14 protein-coding genes are annotated in these 17,314 nt (G+C 64.8%); 5 read left to right on the plus strand and 9 right to left on the minus strand.

What is annotated here, in order from left to right; translation table 11 throughout:
* Positions 1–7: 7 nt before the first annotated feature.
* The 5 genes from fbcH (at position 8) to AC0L2F_RS18590 (ending at position 7,124) form a co-directional block, all read left to right on the plus strand.
* Entirely contained in the window at positions 8–2,080 is a 2,073-nt protein-coding gene (gene fbcH / locus AC0L2F_RS18570) for a cytochrome b/c1 (protein WP_473249357.1), read from the plus strand.
* Between the two features lie 138 nt (positions 2,081–2,218).
* Positions 2,219–2,893, plus strand: coding sequence for a dienelactone hydrolase family protein (locus tag AC0L2F_RS18575; protein ID WP_473249358.1), 675 nt, complete (start codon positions 2,219–2,221; stop codon positions 2,891–2,893).
* Positions 2,894–3,009: 116 nt separating this feature from the next.
* Positions 3,010–4,161 (plus strand): DMP19 family protein, encoded by a 1,152-nt coding sequence (locus AC0L2F_RS18580; RefSeq protein WP_473249359.1) that lies wholly within the window; start codon positions 3,010–3,012, stop codon positions 4,159–4,161.
* 249 nt (positions 4,162–4,410) lie between these two features.
* Positions 4,411–6,576: an anthranilate synthase component I gene (locus AC0L2F_RS18585; RefSeq protein WP_063993485.1), complete on the plus strand. Its 2,166-nt coding sequence runs from the start codon at positions 4,411–4,413 to the stop codon at positions 6,574–6,576.
* 8 nt (positions 6,577–6,584) lie between these two features.
* Entirely contained in the window at positions 6,585–7,124 is a 540-nt protein-coding gene (locus AC0L2F_RS18590) for an adenine phosphoribosyltransferase (protein WP_007595035.1), read from the plus strand.
* A gap of 25 nt (positions 7,125–7,149) precedes the next feature.
* Here the strand turns inward: AC0L2F_RS18590 and AC0L2F_RS18595 are convergent, their stop codons facing one another.
* The 9 genes from AC0L2F_RS18595 to AC0L2F_RS18635 form a co-directional block, all read right to left on the minus strand.
* Positions 7,150–7,482 (minus strand): GIY-YIG nuclease family protein, encoded by a 333-nt coding sequence (locus AC0L2F_RS18595; protein WP_473249360.1) that lies wholly within the window; start codon positions 7,480–7,482, stop codon positions 7,150–7,152.
* Positions 7,483–7,567: 85 nt separating this feature from the next.
* On the minus strand, positions 7,568–8,236 hold the full coding sequence (locus tag AC0L2F_RS18600) for a hypothetical protein (protein WP_473249361.1): 669 nt from the start codon (positions 8,234–8,236) through the stop codon (positions 7,568–7,570).
* A 60-nt stretch (positions 8,237–8,296) separates the two neighbouring features.
* Positions 8,297–9,052, minus strand: a complete 756-nt coding sequence (locus AC0L2F_RS18605) for a P-loop NTPase family protein (RefSeq protein WP_007607084.1) — start codon at positions 9,050–9,052, stop codon at positions 8,297–8,299.
* 203 nt (positions 9,053–9,255) lie between these two features.
* On the minus strand, positions 9,256–10,482 hold the full coding sequence (locus tag AC0L2F_RS18610) for a M48 family metallopeptidase (RefSeq protein WP_473249362.1): 1,227 nt from the start codon (positions 10,480–10,482) through the stop codon (positions 9,256–9,258).
* Between the two features lie 32 nt (positions 10,483–10,514).
* Positions 10,515–11,075, minus strand: a complete 561-nt coding sequence (locus tag AC0L2F_RS18615) for a LemA family protein (protein WP_063993482.1) — start codon at positions 11,073–11,075, stop codon at positions 10,515–10,517.
* A 138-nt stretch (positions 11,076–11,213) separates the two neighbouring features.
* Positions 11,214–12,191: a small ribosomal subunit Rsm22 family protein gene (locus AC0L2F_RS18620; protein WP_473249363.1), complete on the minus strand. Its 978-nt coding sequence runs from the start codon at positions 12,189–12,191 to the stop codon at positions 11,214–11,216.
* A gap of 112 nt (positions 12,192–12,303) precedes the next feature.
* A complete protein-coding gene (gene smc, locus AC0L2F_RS18625; RefSeq protein WP_473249364.1) occupies positions 12,304–15,768 on the minus strand; it encodes a chromosome segregation protein SMC in 3,465 nt (1,154 codons plus the stop codon).
* Between the two features lie 217 nt (positions 15,769–15,985).
* Positions 15,986–16,642: a DsbA family protein gene (locus AC0L2F_RS18630; RefSeq protein WP_007607089.1), complete on the minus strand. Its 657-nt coding sequence runs from the start codon at positions 16,640–16,642 to the stop codon at positions 15,986–15,988.
* 127 nt (positions 16,643–16,769) lie between these two features.
* Positions 16,770–17,264: a DUF721 domain-containing protein gene (locus AC0L2F_RS18635; RefSeq protein ID WP_007607090.1), complete on the minus strand. Its 495-nt coding sequence runs from the start codon at positions 17,262–17,264 to the stop codon at positions 16,770–16,772.
* Between the last annotated feature and the right edge of the window lie 50 nt (positions 17,265–17,314).

A 17,314-nucleotide genomic window follows, 5' to 3' on the forward strand; every position in this document is an offset into this window, starting at 1 on the left:
TCGCATCATGAGCGGACCATCCGACTACCAGCCGAGCAATCCGGCCCTGCAATGGATCGAGCGACGTCTGCCGATCCTCGGCCTCATGCACTCCTCCTTCGTGGTCTATCCCACCCCGCGCAACCTGAACTATTGGTGGACCTTCGGCGCTATCCTCTCCTTCATGCTGGGGATCCAGATCCTGACCGGCGTGATCCTGGCGATGCACTACACGCCGCATGCCGACCTCGCCTTCAAGTCGGTCGAGCTGCTCGTCCGTGACGTCAATTACGGCTGGCTGCTGCGCAACATGCATGCCGTCGGCGCCTCGATGTTCTTCGTCGCCGTCTACGTCCACATGCTGCGCGGCCTCTATTACGGCTCCTACAAGGAGCCGCGCGAGGTGCTGTGGATCCTCGGCGTCATCATCTACCTGCTGATGATGGCGACCGGCTTCATGGGCTACGTGCTGCCGTGGGGCCAGATGAGCTTCTGGGGCGCCACCGTCATCACCAATCTGTTCTCCGCCATTCCCTATGTCGGCGAGAGCATCGTGACGCTCTTGTGGGGCGGCTATTCGGTCGGCAATCCGACGCTGAACCGCTTCTTCTCGCTGCACTATCTGCTGCCGTTCCTGATCGCGGGCGTCGTCGTGCTCCACGTCTGGGCGCTGCATGTCTCCGGCCAGAACAACCCTGATGGCGTCGAGCCCAAGACGGAAAAGGACACTGTTCCGTTCACGCCGCATGCGACCATCAAGGATATGTTCGGCGTCTCCTGCTTCATGCTGCTCTACGCCTGGTTCATCTTCTACATGCCGAACTATCTCGGCGACGCCGACAATTACATTCCGGCGAACCCGGGCGTGACGCCGCCGCACATCGTGCCGGAATGGTATTATCTGCCTTTCTACGCGATCCTGCGTTCGATCCCGAACAAGCTCGCGGGCGTGATCGGGATGTTCTCGGCGATCATCATCCTGTGCTTCCTGCCCTGGCTCGATGCTGCCAGGACGAAGTCGTCGAAGTACCGTCCGCTGGCCAAGCAGTTCTTCTGGATCTTCGTCGCGGTCTGCATCCTGCTCGGCTATCTCGGCGCGCAGCCGCCGGAAGGCATCTATGTGATCGCCGGCCGGGTCCTGACGTTCTGCTACTTCGCCTACTTCCTGATCGTGCTGCCGCTGCTCTCGCGGATCGAGAAGCCGCGGCCGGTGCCGAACTCGATCTCGGACGCCGTCCTGGCCAAGACCGGAAGCAGGTCGACGCCGATGGTGTCGAGCGCGATCGTGCTTGCGCTGGCGGGCGCGTTGTTTGCGGGCTCAGCCGACAGCGCGCGTGCCTCCGAAGGCAGCGACAAGCCGCCGAGCAACAAATGGTCGTTCGCCGGTCCGTTCGGCAAGTACGACCGCGGCGCATTGCAGCGCGGCCTGAAGGTCTACAAGGAAGTCTGTGCCAACTGCCACGGCCTGTCCTACGTCGCCTTCCGCAACCTCGCGGAAGCCGGCGGTCCCGGCTATTCGGTCGCGCAGGCTGCTGCCTTCGCCTCCGACTACAAGGTCAAGGATGGCCCGAACGACGCTGGTGATATGTTCGAACGCGCGGGCCGGCCGGCGGATTATTTCCCCTCGCCATTCCCGAACGAGCAGGCCGCGCGTGCCGCGAATGGTGGCGCGGCGCCGCCGGATCTGTCGCTGATCACCAAGGCGCGTTCCTACGGTCGCGGCTTCCCCTGGTTCATCGTCGACTTCTTTACCCAGTATCAGGAGCAGGGCCCGGACTACGTCTCGGCGCTGCTCCAGGGGTTTGAGGACAAGGCGCCCGAAGGCGTGACCATCCCCGAGGGGTCCTACTACAACAAGTACTTCCCGGGCCACGCCATCAAGATGCCGAAGCCGCTCAGCGACGGCCAGGTGACCTATGACGACGGCTCGCCGACCACGGTCGCGCAGTACGCCAAGGACGTCACCACGTTCCTGATGTGGACCGCCGAACCGCACATGGAAGCGCGCAAGCGCCTCGGCTTCCAGGTGTTCATCTTCCTGATCATCTTCGCCGGCCTGATGTACTTCACCAAGAAGAAGGTCTGGGCCGACTCGCACTGAGCGGCCCGAGCCGAGAATGAAGAGGCCCCCGCAAGGGGGCTTTTTTGTTGGGCACGAGAGTGTGTTGTCAGGCGCGATTGCCTATCGCGCGCTCAAACGCCAAAATGCCGCGAATCCAAAAATTCGTCGGAGGACACCATGGGAACCGCCATCACCTTCAAGCGCCCGGACGGCAAGGACGCATCGGGCTATCTCGCCAATGCCGCGCGCGGCAACGCGCCGGGCGTGGTGGTCATCCAGGAATGGTGGGGTCTGTCGGACCAGATCAAGGGCCTGTGCGACCGCTTCGCGCTGGCCGGGTTCGATGCGCTGGCGCCCGATCTCTACAAGGGCAAGGTGGTGCCGTATCACGACACCGACGCCGCCGGCAAAGAGATGAACTCGCTCGACTTCATGGACGCCACCACGCAGACGGTGCGCGGCGCCACGCAATATCTGTCGCGCAACGGCGCCAAGGTGGGGCTAACAGGCTTCTGCCTCGGCGGCGCCGTCACCATCATCGGCTCGGTGCATGTGCCGGAGCTCGCCGCCGGCGTGGTGTTCTACGGCATCCCGCCCGAGCAGGCGGCCAAGCCCGCCGACGTCAAGATCCCGCTCCAGGCCCATTTCGCCAGCAAGGACGATTGGTGCACGCCGGAGCTGGTCAACGGTTTCGAAAAGGCCATGAAGGCCGCCGGCAAGTCGCTGGAGCTGTTCCGCTATGACGCCGAGCACGCTTTCGTCAACGAGCAACGCCAGGCCGTCCACGATCGCGAAGCCGCCGAGCTCGCCTGGGGCAGGGCGACGGAATTTTTCCGGAAGCATCTGGGGTAGGCTGTGCGGCGGCGCGCCGCGATCTGCGCTAGCGCCGCATCGCGTTTGAAAATCGATCACTGCAATCATAGAGTGCAGTCGCAGAGGTTTCCACCATGCGACGGCAGGAGAGCACGATGATTGTGGACGGCCGCTTGACCAAGGTTGTGGTGTCCCGCGAAGCGCTGGAGGCGGCTCGGGACCCCCAGAAGGCCCATTATCTCACTGGCGCTGTGGTCGACTATGTCAGCCGAATTCAGCATTTCGGCGTCTACACGAGAGGTGAACTCCCGGCCGTGGCCATACAGGCCTATCATGCCGACTTCTATCTCGCTCAGGTCTGCAACGGCGGTCACAGCCAGTTCATCGGCAACACAGGGCTCGCGATGCTCCCAACGACGTCCGGCGACGCACTCGCTGGATTGGAGGCGATGGGAGCGAGCGCGCAACACCAGATCTTGCAGGAGATGATCGCCTGGGTAGAGGCACATCCCGACGAGGCTGCGCTGCAGACCGGATTCGAAAACCGCGCCGCGGCGCTCAGCGCGCTTGATAAGCGCTTCTATGCGGTAGAACGAGAGCAACCAATGATACCGCTCGCGGCCCGATGGATCGCGAGCTGGCCCGAATTGCACGCCGTCGCGCAGGAGCAGTATGCTTCCGAAATCGAGCGGCTTGCGCAGCTTAACCCACATCTGTCCCACCGCCGGATCTGGCAAAGCGTTCGCCACATCAGCTTCCAGATGACTGACGATTTGCAGATCACGGTCGCGGCGGCCTGCGGGGCGGTGAGGCCTGACCCGGAGCTCAAGGTCATGGTGCTTCCAGGATTCGACACGGATGTGGAGGGGCAGCAATGCACGGCGTTCGGCGTAAGGACCAACAAGGGCTCGCGGCTATGCGTCTTTGACGAGGCGGGTGGACGACTTTATGAACTTGCGACGCCCCCTACGATAGTGGGCGCGCGGCTGTCGACTGTGGGGACTGACACGATCCAGAATTTCTTGAGAATTGCCGAGCAAAACCTTGCGGCCGAAGCGATCGACCTGCTGTTGCGGAAGTTAAGTCTGGATCCCGCCGCGGCGATCACGGCCTTGAGTGTGAGCGACGATCGAGCGAGTTGGTGTGCGGTCACAGGAGAGACCAGCGTTTTGGTCGAAACCTTTGGCGACCGCGCCCAGGTCATCGGATCTGACGGCGAGCTCGTGCTCACGGTCATGCGAGACGCAATCGAGCGTCATGCCGGCGACGCGGCCGTGGGGCGCGCCAGCCTGCAAGACCGGCGATAACGCTCGTTGCGATTTGCGCCATTTTGCCGGTCGAGCCTGCCCAGCGGCTCTTGACGTCGTTCCCGCGCCATGGTGAGTATCCGCCGATGAGCACCGCCGTCCGCCCAGCCCGTCTTTGGTGGCGCACCTCCTGAGAGGTGGCCGGTGCGATTTATTCTCCCAAAATCGTCTGAGGTCGCCCACGCAGTGCGGCGGCCTGATCGTTTGTCCTGTGTGGCGTTCCCTCGACAAGTTTCGTAAGAGGACCCCATGAACAGGACCGTCTTTGCCCTTCCGGCTCGAAGCGACTATGTGACCCGCGCGGGGCTTGCGGTCACGCGCGTGGCGGAGCAGTTTTCCGGCGGCGCCAACCGGCTCGACGATCTCGTCAACCTGCTCGACCGTCGCCGCGGCGTGGTGCTGTCGTCGGGTACGACCGTGCCCGGCCGTTACGAGAGTTTTGACCTCGGCTTCTCCGATCCGCCGCTCAAGCTCGAGACCACCGGCGTCAATTTCAAGCTGGAAGCGCTGAACGCGCGCGGGGAGGTCCTGATCGCCTTCCTTGCCGACGTCCTGCGCGAACCCTGCGTCGCTATCTCCGAGAAGACGCCGACGCGCCTTGCCGGTCATATCATCCGCGGCGACGCCCCGATCGACGAAGACCAGCGCACGCGGCGCGCCAGCGTGATGTCGCTGGTGCGCGATCTCGTCGCCGCTTTCTCCGCTAATGACGACGGGGTGCTGGGTCTGTTCGGCGCCTTCGCCTACGACCTCGTGTTCCAGATCGAGGATCTCGTACAGAAGCGCGCGCGCGAGAGCGACCAGCGCGACATCGTGCTCTACGTCCCCGACCGCCTGCTCGCCTATGACCGCGCCACGGGCCGCGGCGTCGTGCTCACTTACGATTTCGCCTGGAAGGGCAAGTCCACCGCGGGCCTGCCGCACGAGACTGCCGAGAGCCCGTATCTCAAGACACCGCGCCAGGGTTTTGCCGATCACGCGCCCGGCGAATATCAGGCTACGGTCGAGACCGCGCGCGCCGCCTTTGCGCGTGGCGATCTGTTCGAGGCGGTGCCGGGGCAGCTCTTCGCCGAGCCCTGCGACCGCTCGCCGGCGGAAGTGTTCCAGCGGCTCTGCGTCATCAACCCGTCGCCGTACGGCGCGCTGATGAATCTCGGCGAGGGCGAATTTCTCGTCTCGGCCTCACCGGAAATGTTCGTGCGCTCGGACGGACGCCGGGTCGAGACCTGCCCGATCTCGGGCACGATCGCGCGCGGTACCGATGCGATCGGCGATGCCGAGCAGATCCGCCAGCTCCTGAACTCCGAGAAGGACGAGTTCGAGCTCAACATGTGCACCGACGTGGACCGCAACGACAAGGCGCGCGTCTGCGTTCCCGGCACGATCAAGGTGCTGGCGCGCCGGCAGATCGAGACCTATTCAAAGCTCTTCCACACCGTCGACCATGTCGAAGGCATGCTGCGTCCCGGCTTCGATGCGCTCGATGCCTTCCTCACCCATGCCTGGGCCGTCACCGTCACCGGCGCACCAAAACTCTGGGCGATGCAGTTCGTCGAGGATCACGAGCGCTCGCCGCGTCGCTGGTATGCCGGCGCGATCGGGGCGGTGAATTTCGACGGCAGCATCAACACCGGCCTCACCATCCGCACCATCCGGATGAAGGAAGGCCTCGCGGAAGTGCGTGTCGGCGCCACCTGTTTGTTCGACTCCGATCCCGCCGCCGAGGACCGCGAATGCCAGGTCAAGGCCGCGGCCCTGTTCCAGGCGTTGCGCGGTGATCCGCCGAAGCCGCTGTCGGCCTTCGCGCCCGATGCCACCGGAAGCGGCAAGCGGGTGCTGCTGATCGACCATGACGACAGCTTTGTGCATATGCTGGCCGATTACTTCCGCCAGGTCGGTGCCGACGTCACCGTGGTCCGACATGTGCATGCGCTCGACATGCTCAAGCAGAAGCGATGGGATTTGCTGGTGCTGTCGCCCGGCCCCGGCAGGCCTGAGGATTTCGGGATCAAGAAGACCATCGACGCGGCGCTAGAGAACAAGCTGCCGGTGTTCGGCGTCTGTCTCGGCGTCCAGGCGATCGGCGAATATTTCGGCGGCGAGCTCGGGCAGCTCACGCATCCCGCCCACGGCCGGCCCTCGCGGGTGCAGGTGCGCGGCGGGCGGCTGATGCGCAATCTGCCGAACGAGATCATCATCGGCCGCTATCACTCGCTCTACGTCGAGCGCGACAGCATGCCGGAGGTGCTATCCGTCACCGCCAGCACCGAGGACGGCGTCGCCATGGCGCTGGAGCACAAGACCCTGCCGGTCGCCGGCGTGCAATTCCATCCGGAATCGCTGATGTCGCTCAGCGGCGAGGTGGGCTTACGAATTGTCGAGAACGCGTTCCGCCTGGATGCGCGCGCTGATTGAGAGGCACCATGACTTTTGACCACGATCTGAAGGCGAGCGTCCGCACCATCCCGGACTACCCGAAACCCGGGATCTTGTTCCGCGATATCACCACGCTGCTTGCGGATGCGCGTGCGTTCCGACGCGCGGTCGACGAACTCGTCAATCCCTGGGCCGGCAACAAGATCGACAAGGTCGCCGGCATGGAAGCGCGCGGCTTCATCATCGGCGGCGCGGTGGCGCACCAGGTTTCGGCCGGCTTCGTGCCGATCCGGAAAAAAGGCAAGCTGCCACACACCACCGTGCGCATCGCTTACTCTCTCGAATACGGCATCGACGAGATGGAGATGCATGTCGACGCCATCCAGCCCGGCGAGCGCGTGATCCTGGTCGACGACCTCATCGCCACCGGCGGTACCGCGGAAGGCGCGGTGAAATTGCTGCGCCAGATCGGCGCCAATGTGGTCGCCGCCTGCTTCATCATCGACCTGCCGGATCTCGGCGGCGCCGCCAAGCTGCGCGCGATGGACGTGCCGGTGCGCACGCTGATGACGTTCGAGGGGCACTGAGCGGCAACGGCGCCGCTGGCGACGTTCAGATCGGCTCGGCCTTCAGCTCCGAGAGCCAATGCAGCGTGCGCTCTTTGAGCAGCGCATTCCGGACATAGGCGGTCTCCTCATCCTCCAGACGCTCACATTCGCCAAACGTCAGGCCTGCCTCGCCATGCGTGTTCCACGCAGCCTGGAGGCTACGGCAGGTGTGGCTACCCTGGCGCAGCGAGAACCAGATGCGGTTCTGGATTGTCTCGAGGTTTGGGGCTTGGCCGATCCAGGCCTCGCCCGAGGCCGCGCAGCGGACGACGTAGATGCCTGCAACGGTCTTCCGCTCCTTGTAGGCGGCGATCGCTGCTTTCCGGTCGATGGTCACGGTGAAGAGGCCTTGCTGAGGACGCTGGTGCGTCAACTCAGTAACGGCAGGGCCGCTCGATGTCAATATTATCCGGGTAAAATATTCAAGACCGTTGCAGGATCAGGCTGAGCTCGAGCTCGCGGAAGGCGAGATAGTTCCGCCGGGTCCACTGGTGCAGCTCGGTCGAGGCATCCTTCTCCTGGCGCAGGTAGCCGGTGAAGGAGAAGTTCAGGCGGCCGATATAGGTCTTCAGGAACCCGGGCAGCGCGGGCAGTCGGAATACCCGTCCGGTAGCCATCGCGGCCGGTAGTTCACCGCGCACGATGTGCTCGTTGTCCACCGTGATCAGGTTGATCCGCGGGATCTGTTCGCGCAGCATCTCGTGGGCGCGGGCCGAGACGCGGTCGGTGTCGGCGACGAACAGGATCATCGGCGCGACGTGGCGACGCGCCGCCTCTTTCAACAGGCCGATCTCCTCCGTCATCTTGAAGAACTCGTCAAAGGCATGGAAGCCGAGGTCGATCACCTTGGCAACCCCGTCATCGACGATGACGCGATCCATCAGCTGCATCTTGCCATAGGTGTCGATCACGTCGGCGGTCTCCGTGATCTTCGGCAGATAGTCGAGCAGCGACGGCTCCTTCAGGTTGACGTCGAAGGCCACGACGTTGCCGTTCTTGAGCAGCAAAAATTCGCTCAAAAGCCGCGCCAGCAGGGTCTTGCCGACCTGCGGGCGGGGCGAGCAAATGATGTAGAGGGGCGTCGCGGGCATCGATAGCTATATCAGTCGAACTCGGCGACCAATCCAGCCGTATCCGCCCGGCTTGCGCAACTATTTTTCGCTGTTGCGGGCCCCGGATTTCGTCGAGCCGACGATATCGGTCAGCCGGATCCGGTCGAACTCACTCCAGACGTTCGCAAGCCAGTGTCGGACATAGCCGCGCAGCACGAACGAGTAGTTCGCGGCCTCGTCGTTGATGCCCTTGTTGGCGACGAATTTCAGGAATGGGACGGAGGACACCTCGACCTGCTCATAGGCCATTTCGTTGAGCTTGGGGATGGTCAGCTCGGTCGCGTCCTTGATGCGGTTGAAATACGATTGGTAGGTCGCCTGATCCCACTGGAAGAACTGGGTATCGTTGATGAAGTTCTTCACCAGGAAGTATTTGGCGCCCCCCATGAAGCCCGCGGTCTCGGCGATTTCGTCCAGAGAGGCGATCGAGGGTCCGAGGATGTGGAACACGGCAAAGGTGATCTGGCCGGCCTTGGCGGCGTCGAGGAAACCGATGTCGCGCAAGGAGGCGAGCGCCGGCGAGAGCAGGCCGGCGCGGACGTCGATTACGGTGACCGACGGGCTCGTCGCGTTGAGCGTATCGAAGATCTTCATCTGATCCGACGTCGTCGTCATGTCGACGATCTCGGTGATGTCAGGGTGGAAGCGCTTCAGGGTTCCGCGCGGCGATTCGGTGTCGAAGGCGCGCGTCGGCACGTTGTTGGCGGAAAAATAATCGAGCAAGGTGCGCGACACGGTGGTCTTGCCGACCCCGCCCTTGTCCGCGCCCACCACAACCACTGCCGGCTTTGCCATTGCTGTCCCCTAACGCGCCCCCCGATCGCGAAGTCGCAATCGGCCGGGCCCCAAATCGATGTCGCAAAGATGTCCCAAGTCTGCTGTTGGGCGCGAACATGGCAGAAACAAGGGAGAATTCAATTCCGCAGGCCCCAGTTACGGCAATTCCCGAGGTTTTTCCCAATCGCCACGAATCCTGCCGCGCGTGGCGTCAAATCGCCTCAATGGCGGTCCCAAGGACCCATAGGATTGCTGCCGGCCGTTCCGGCGGAGCTGGGTGCCGGCACGGGTGGCGGACTGGCCGTGCCGCCTGCGTCGCTCCAAGGACCTTGCCGGGGACCCTGGCGCAGCGGCGGTGGGGTGTTCTGCCGTTCGGCTTGCGTGTCCGGCTCCTCGGCCTCCTCGGTCTCGTCGGCGGAAGGCGGCAGCGGGCCAGGATCATGGCCGCCGGCGAACTTGACCAACGCGTCGACCCGCGACTGCACCGAGGGGTGGGTCGCGAACAAATCGGCAAAACCCTCGCGCGGATTGTCGACGCAGAGCTCCATCACCGCCGAGGTTGCGCCCGGCAGCTCGCCGTGGTTCTCGATCTTACGCAGCGCCGAGATCATGGCGTCCGGGTTTTTCGTCAGCTCGACGGAGCCCGCGTCCGCAAGATATTCGCGAGAGCGCGACAGCGCGAGCTTCACCACCTGCGACAACAGCCAGGCCACCACGATCAGCACGACCGCGATGATGATCACGATCACCGCGCCGCCCCCGGAACTCTTGCTGTCGCTCGACGACGAGGACGATCGTGACGACGAGGAGGAGCCCGACGACCACGAGCCGCCGGAGCTCCAGCTGAAATTCGTGAACAGGCGGAAGAACAATTCGCCGAAGAACCCGACCACGCCCGCGATGATGACGGCGACCACCATGAGCTGCACATCGCCATTCTTGATGTGGGTCAGCTCGTGGCCGAGCACCGCCTCGATCTCCTTGTCATCAAGCGCATTGAGAAGACCGGTGGTGACGGTGACCGAATATTGCCGCGGGTTGAGGCCGGTCGCGAACGCATTCAGCGCCGGGCTCTCCATGATCTTCAGCTTCGGCATCGTGATGCCGCGCGAGATGCAGAGATTTTCGAGCAGATTATAGAGCCGCGGCTCCTCCTGCCGCGTGACGTCGTGGCCGCCGGTCACCGCATCGATCATCGACTGGTGGAAGAAATAGGCGATTACGATCCAGGCCGCTGCCACGACGGTCGCAACCGGCGCGGCGACTTTCAGATCATAGAAGGCGCGTCTCAGATAATGGACGACGGTCTCGTCGCCATTGATGACGACTTCGGCGATCAGGGCGCCGGCATAGACCAGCACATACACCAGCGCGAACAGGCCGGCGAGCAGCAGCATCGAACGCAACTTGTTCGAGGCGATGTGCGTGTAGAGACCATACGCGGCCATGACGCGATGCCCTGCCGGCCTATCGGCTTAACTCAGAACTTCACCTGTGGCGTGGCCTCGACCTCGGTACGGCTGGCGCCGAGATCGAAGAAGTCCTTCCTGGTGAAGCCGAACATGCCGGCGAACAAGGCGGCCGGCATCTGCTGGATGCCGGTGTTGTATTCCTGGACCGCGCTGTTGAAGAAGCGGCGGCTGGCCGCGATCTTGTTCTCGAGGTCGGACAGCTCGCTGGCGAGTTGCTGGAAATTGGCGTTGGCCTTGAGGTCGGGATAGGCCTCCGACAGCGCGATCAGCCGGCCGAGCGCACCGGAGAGCTGGGTCTCGGCCGCGGACACCTGCGCCGGCCCCTGCGCCGACATCGCCGAATTGCGCGCCTTGATGACGTCGTCGAGTGTGCCACGCTCATGCGAGGCATAGCCCTTCACCGTCTCGACCAGGTTCGGGATCAGATCGTGGCGCTGCTTGAGCTGCACGTCGATATCGGCAAAGGCCTGGCCGACGCGCTGGCCCAGCGCCACCAGGCGGTTGTAGGCGGCGAAGGCAAAGAACACGAGGACGACGATAACGCCGAGGACGATCCAGCCGGTCGACATGGAGAACTCCTGAAGGGGGAAGAAGGCGGGCGCTAGGGTAGACCAAATTGGCGCCGAGCGAGAGCCCGGCACAGAGGAGAGGTAAGACTTGGTCGGATGAGGGACTATCCGAGTTCAAGGCCAAAGCGGCGGAGGAGGTTAACTTTCGGACAGGTCGGCATCACCCCAGCGCCAGCGGCGGGCGCTTGCATAGGCGGCCTTGTCGCGACGTGGGACCTTGGCGAGTTCGACGCCTTGCTCGCTGCAGAGCTTTGCCGTGATCTCGGCCTTGCCGACCTCCGGCGGCGCCAGCACGCGCGCGGCGCGGGTTGCGGGCGGCGTACGGGTCAGCGCCACGTAGATGTATCGCTCGTCCTCGAACGGCACCTCGGCACCCTTGATCTGGCGATGAGCCTGCGAGCGCGGCAAGCGCTGTGAGAAATGGCACCAGTCGGGAGCCGCCAGCGGACACGGCCTTTCGTGCGGGCAGGGTGCGGCGACATGGGCCCCCGCAGCGATCAGTTGCTGGCGCAAAGCGAGGATGCGCGCGTAGCCGGCGGGCGTGCCGGGCTCGATCACGACCAGCGCGTGGCGCGCTTTCGCCCACATCGTTTCCGCGAGCTTGCGTCGATCGCCCTCTCTGAGCTCGCCAATGACATAACTCGCGACGACGAGATCCGCTGGCGAAACTTCGGCGAGATTCGCGCCGGCATCGCCGGGCAGGTAGCGGCAATCCGCCAGACGCGTGCTGTCGCGCGCCAGGTCGAGCGCGAGACGGCTCAGCGTGGCGTTGGCGTCGAGCAGGGTGAAATCTTGCAGCGATGAAAACGCCTCTGCCGCGGCCCAGCTCGCGGTGCCCGGACCTGCGCCGACGTCGAGCAGTGTTTCCGGAGCGAGGTCCGGTGCGATCTCGGTCAGCGCATTCAGACTTGCCGCCACCGCCGCGTAGGTCGCCGGCATGCGCGCGAACGCATAGGCGAGCGCATCGGCATCGGACTTGATCGTGCTGGAGCCGCCGCCCGCACGATAGCTGGTCGAGATTTTCTGCGATCGCTGCGCAGCGTCGGTGCGCGAGAACCCCTGCAGCTTGCCGTCGAGGGCCGCCTTTAGCTCAGCGGGAAGCGTGGGCGAGATCATCTTAGTTCGCCGTCACTCCGGGGCGCGCGTAGCGCGAACCCGGAATCTCGAAATGGTGGCGCGAGATTCCGGGTTCGATGCTGCGCATCGCCCCGGAAGGACGGCCAAAAAATCACGCCACGTTCTGGTCGAGAATGTCCACCGCCTCTTGCAGGTTCACCGACACCAGCTGCGAGACCCCGCGTTCGGCCATGGTGACGCCGAACAGGCGGTTCATCCGGGCCATCGTGATCGGGTTGTGGGTGATGATGATGAAGCGCGTGTCGGTCGAGGCAGTCATCTCGTGCAACAGGTTGCAATAGCGCTCGACGTTGTGGTCGTCGAGCGGCGCGTCGACTTCGTCCAGCACGCAGATCGGCGAGGGGTTGGTGAGGAACACCGCGAAGATCAGCGCCATCGCCGTCAGCGCCTGCTCACCGCCCGAGAGCAGCGACAGCGTCTGCGGCTTCTTGCCCGGTGGCTTGGCGATGATTTCGAGGCCGGCTTCGAGCGGATCATCGCTCTCGATCAAATGCAGCGCGGCTTCGCCGCCGCCGAACAGCTCGACGAAAAGGCGCTTGAAGTGGTTGTTGACGACCTCGAACGAGGTCAGGAGCCGCTCGCGTGCCTCCTTGTTGAGGCTCTGGATGCCCTGGCGCAGCCGCTTGATGGCTTCGACGAGGTCATCGCGCTCGGTGACCAGGCCGTTGTGCTGGGTCTCGACCTCGCGCAGCTCTTCCTCGGCGCGCAAATTGACCGCACCCAGTCGTTCGCGATCGCGGCGCATTTTTTCGAGGTCTTCCTCGATATCGTGCAGCGGCGGCAGCACCGTGCCGGGTTCGATCTCGGCGAGGCCGGCAACGGCCTGCGGTTCGACTTCCAGCATGTCGCGGATCTCGCGCTCGATGTCCTCGAGCCGGCGTCGCGCGCCTTCCATGCGCTCCTCGGCGCGGGCGGTGGCCTCGCGCGAGCTCGAGAGCGCCTCCAGCGTCAGCTTGGCGACGCGATCGGTTTCGGCCATCGCGGTCTCCGCGCTGGCGAGCGCGTCGGCGGCCATGCGGCGGTCGTTTTCGGCGTACTCGATCTCGGTGATCAGCGCGCTGCGCTTCTCCGCGAACACGGCCGGCGCGTTCTCGAGATTGCTGCGCTCGATCGAGACTTCGGCGATGCGCGCCTGGATGGTGTCGATGTGGGACGCCGCGCTCTCCTTGCGGTTCTGCCACTCGGTGCGTTCGGCGAGGATCGCCTGCACGCGGCGGTCGGCCAGCTCGGCTTCGCGCGCCAGCGCCTGGGCCTCGGCGCGGACCTGGGCGGCCATGCGGCGATGGCCTTCGATATCGCTGCGGACGGCGGCGAGACGGGTTTCGGTGTCCTCGCTCGACGGCAACTCGGAGATCCCGGCTTCGGCGTATTCGTAGGCGGCTTCGGCCTCGGCGCGGTCGGCGGCCAGACGGCTGTGCGCTTCCGACAGCGTCGCCTTGCGCGCGGCGTGGCGGCTGATCTCGCGCTCGACCGTGGCGTGGCGCTCGCGCGCGACGTTGAGCTCGCGCTGCGCGGCGCGCCAGGCTTCGCGGCTCGCGCCTTCGGTGCTGGCGGCCATCTGCAGCTCGGCCTCGGCGTTCTCCAGCGCCTGACGCTTGATCTGCGCGTCGATGCGGGCCTGCTCCAGCTCGTTCTCGATGTCGATCAGGCGGGCGCGCTCGGCAAGCCGCCTTGCTGCGCCGGTCGGCGCATGGGCGGCTGCGACAAAACCGTCCCAGCGCCAGACGTCGCCTTCGGGCGAGACCAGCCGCTGGCCGGTCTTGAGCTGCGAGATCAGCTCGGCGCCGCGCTCACGCGGCACCACGCCGATCTGCGCCAAGCGGCGGCTCAGCTCGGCCGGAGCCTGCACGTGGCTGGCGAGCGGCACGACGCCTTCGGGCAGTTCCGGATCGCCGTCGGTGACGCCAGCGTTGGTCCAGCGCATCGGCGCGGACGGATCGACTGGCGCGTCGAGATCGTCGCCGAGGGCTGCGCCGATCGCCTTTTCAAACCCCTTGTCGACCGTGATGCCGTCGATGATCGGAGGCCACAGATTCTTGGTCTCGCCGTTGAGGATCTTGGAGATCGTGCGCGCCTCGGTATCGAGCCGCTGCACGCGCTTGTCGGCTTCGACGAGCGGCGAGCGCGAGGATTCCAGCGTCTGCCGCGCGGCGACGTGCGCGGCTTCGCTGGCCTGAGCGGCGGCTTCCGAGGCTGCCAGCGTCTGCTCGGCATTCTCGACCGTCGCGGTCAGCTCGTCGAGATCGCCGAAGCCGCCGGTCTCCTGGGTGAGCTTCTGCTCTTCCGCCGCGACATTCGAAATCTCCTGGTCGAGCCGGGCGAGCTTGTCGCGGTGGGTCCGAACGTTGGCTTCGAGCTGATTGCGCTTGGCGGTGAGATCGGCGAGCGCGGTGGTGAGCTCGGCGAACTGCTGCTCGGTCTCGGTCAGAACCGCCTCGGCTTCGGCGACACGCTCGTCAACGCCGGAGCGCTTCTCGACGCGCGACTTGATCTCTTCCTTCAGCTCGGCATCTTCGGCGTCGAGGCGCTGCAGCGCGACATCGGCGTCCATGGTCTGCTGCTGGGCACGCGAGATGTCGCCTTCGAACTGGGCGAGGCGCCGCTCGAGTTCCGCGACGCGCTCCTTGGCGCGCTCTTCCTCGCGATCGAGCAGCTCGCGGGCGTTGGTCAGGCGCTGCAGCCCCGCCGCGGCGCGCGCTTCGGCATCGCGCAGCGCCGGCATTTCGGCAGCGCGAATCGCCTGGATGCGTGCGGCTTCGGCCTGGTGCTGAGTACGCTCAGCCATCTCGCGGACGGCGAGATCGTGGGTGTGGCCGGATTCGTTGACGTCGGCATGGGCGCCGATCCAGCGCAGATGGAACAAGGTCGCTTCGGCCTTGCGCACCTTGGCCGCAACTTCGCGATAGCGCACGGCCTGGCGCGCCTGCTTCTTCAGGCCTTCCATCTGCCCTGCGAGCTGGCCGATCACGTCCTCGACGCGGGTGAGATTGGTTTCGGCCGCCTTGAGCCGCAGCTCGGCTTCGTGGCGTCGGGCGTGCAGGCCGGCGACGCCGGCGGCGTCTTCCAGCACGCGGCGGCGCTGCTCGGGCTTGGCCTGAATGATCTCGCCGATCTTGCCCTGGTGGACGAGGGCCGGCGAGCGCGCGCCGGTGGCAGCGTCGGCGAACAGAATCTGCACGTCGCGGGCGCGCACATCGCGGCCGTTGATGCGGTAGACCGAGCCGGCCTCGCGCTCGATGCGGCGGGAAATTTCCAACAGCTGGCTGTCGTTCATTGCCGCCGGCGCGGTGCGATCGGAATTGTCGATCGTCATCGTCACTTCGGCGTGGTTGCGCGCGGGGCGATTGCCGGAACCGGCGAAAATCACCGCATCCATGTCGGCGGCGCGCAGCGATTTGTAGGAGGTCTCGCCCATCGCCCAGCGCAGCGCCTCGACGAGATTCGACTTGCCGCAGCCGTTGGGGCCGACCACGCCGGTCAGGCCAGGCTCGATGACGAAGTCGGTGGCCTCAACGAAGGACTTGAAGCCGTGAAGGCGCAGGCGGGTGATTTTCATAAGCACGCATCTCTGTTGGCAGGCGCGAATCCCCCTGCCGGGACAATACCATGAAAGGCAATGTCGCTATCCGGGCGAGTCGCGCGAGGCGCCTCATGCGGTCGGACAATGGCCGCGGTGCGCCGCGAGGGCAACCGGCGAAAGCCGCTTTTCCCAAGGGATTTATGCCGGGAAAGATACGGTTATCGAGATGCGAATCAGGATTGTGCCGTGCGAATCAGCTCTTGAGCAGCGGATTGATCTTCTTGGCGAATTCCTCGAACGAGGTCTCGCCCTTGATCTTCTCGCCGTTGACGAAGAACGTCGGCGTCGAATCGACCTTCAGAACGTCGCTGGCATATTTCTGGTCGGCGGCGATCTTGTCGAGCAGCGCCTGGTCCTTCAGGCAAGCCTCGACCTGCTGCTGGGTGAGACCGGCCTGCTTGCCGATCCGGGTCAGGGTCTCCGTGGTGTTCTTCACTACCCAGTCGTTCTGTTGGCGGAACAGCATGTCGGTAACGGCAAAGTATTTCGGCGCGTCGCCATTGGCGATGCAGCGTGACAGCATCGAGCCGGCGGCGGCTTTGATGTCGAGCGGGAACTCGCGGAAGACGTAACGTACCTTGCCGGTGTCGATGTATTCCGACTTGATCTTGGGAAACACCTGCTCGTTGAAGGCCGCGCAATGTGGGCAGGTCATCGAGGCGTATTCGGTGATGGTGACGGCGGCGTCCTTCGGGCCCAGCGCCATGTCGGGCAGCGACACCGGCTTGGCGACGTCGCCAGCGGCCTGCGCGATAGCTTCCGAGATGAACCGCAGCGGTGAGAGCCCGGCGACCGCGGCAAGCCCGGTCAGCGACAGCATCGTGTTGAAGGCGCGGCGGGTGATGATCAAGGTCGGCTCCCGGATTGGCGTGGTGTCGCCCGAAATTCCTATTCAGACGGCCTGTCGCTAGCTTGAAACGTCGTTTGAGGCAATGGCGAGCGGCAAGGACAGGTCCAGTTTGGCCGCAGAATAAGGCTCAATTTCGCTTGATGGCGGCCCCGAGGCGCGCCAGCGCCGACTTCAATTGTTCATCTTCGATGTCGCCCAGGCGCTCAGCCACCTCGGCCACCGATTTGGCGTCCGGCGGGCTGGGCCGGGTTGGCCGTCGGGCGCGCGACAGCGGAGCCTGGCGGAAGGCCAGCTTGCCGACCGCGCTCCATCCGAAGAAGCGGTTGACCCGTTGCAGGATCACATCGGCGGAGTGCTGGATCTCCAGCGCCATCGGACCTTCGACCCGCAGCACCAGCGTGGCCGGCTCCTGCGGCTGACCCTCGACCGGCCGCGGCCATTGCATCTTGAGCGGCTCGGCATGGGCCGCGATCTCCGGCCCGGCAATCTGCGCCCACCGCGTTACCAGCTCGCGCGCGGCAAAACCCTGCTTGGCGTAGGCCTCGGCAAAGACGTCGTTGAGCAGGAGCGACAGCGGCTTGGCGCTGATGGGACCGGGTTTGATGGGGCGAAGCTTGGACATGGGACCTTATAGCACTCCGGAGCGTCGGCCACAGGCTCTTGGCCGCGAAG

Source organism: Bradyrhizobium sp. Ken64 (assembly GCF_055807555.1).

Excerpts from the sequence above, each read along its gene's own strand:
- fbcH (WP_473249357.1), top strand. The coding sequence starts at position 8 with ATGAGCGGACCATCCGACTACCAGCCGAGCAATCCGGCCCTGCAATGG.
- AC0L2F_RS18575 (WP_473249358.1), top strand. The coding sequence starts at position 2,219 with ATGGGAACCGCCATCACCTTCAAGCGCCCGGACGGCAAGGACGCATCG.
- AC0L2F_RS18580 (WP_473249359.1), top strand. The coding sequence starts at position 3,010 with ATGATTGTGGACGGCCGCTTGACCAAGGTTGTGGTGTCCCGCGAAGCG.
- AC0L2F_RS18585 (WP_063993485.1), top strand. The coding sequence starts at position 4,411 with ATGAACAGGACCGTCTTTGCCCTTCCGGCTCGAAGCGACTATGTGACC.
- AC0L2F_RS18590 (WP_007595035.1), top strand. The coding sequence starts at position 6,585 with ATGACTTTTGACCACGATCTGAAGGCGAGCGTCCGCACCATCCCGGAC.
- AC0L2F_RS18600 (WP_473249361.1), bottom strand. The coding sequence starts at position 8,236 with ATGCCCGCGACGCCCCTCTACATCATTTGCTCGCCCCGCCCGCAGGTC.
- AC0L2F_RS18605 (WP_007607084.1), bottom strand. The coding sequence starts at position 9,052 with ATGGCAAAGCCGGCAGTGGTTGTGGTGGGCGCGGACAAGGGCGGGGTC.
- AC0L2F_RS18610 (WP_473249362.1), bottom strand. The coding sequence starts at position 10,482 with ATGGCCGCGTATGGTCTCTACACGCACATCGCCTCGAACAAGTTGCGT.
- AC0L2F_RS18615 (WP_063993482.1), bottom strand. The coding sequence starts at position 11,075 with ATGTCGACCGGCTGGATCGTCCTCGGCGTTATCGTCGTCCTCGTGTTC.
- AC0L2F_RS18620 (WP_473249363.1), bottom strand. The coding sequence starts at position 12,191 with ATGATCTCGCCCACGCTTCCCGCTGAGCTAAAGGCGGCCCTCGACGGC.
- smc (WP_473249364.1), bottom strand. The coding sequence starts at position 15,768 with ATGAAAATCACCCGCCTGCGCCTTCACGGCTTCAAGTCCTTCGTTGAG.
- AC0L2F_RS18635 (WP_007607090.1), bottom strand. The coding sequence starts at position 17,264 with ATGTCCAAGCTTCGCCCCATCAAACCCGGTCCCATCAGCGCCAAGCCG.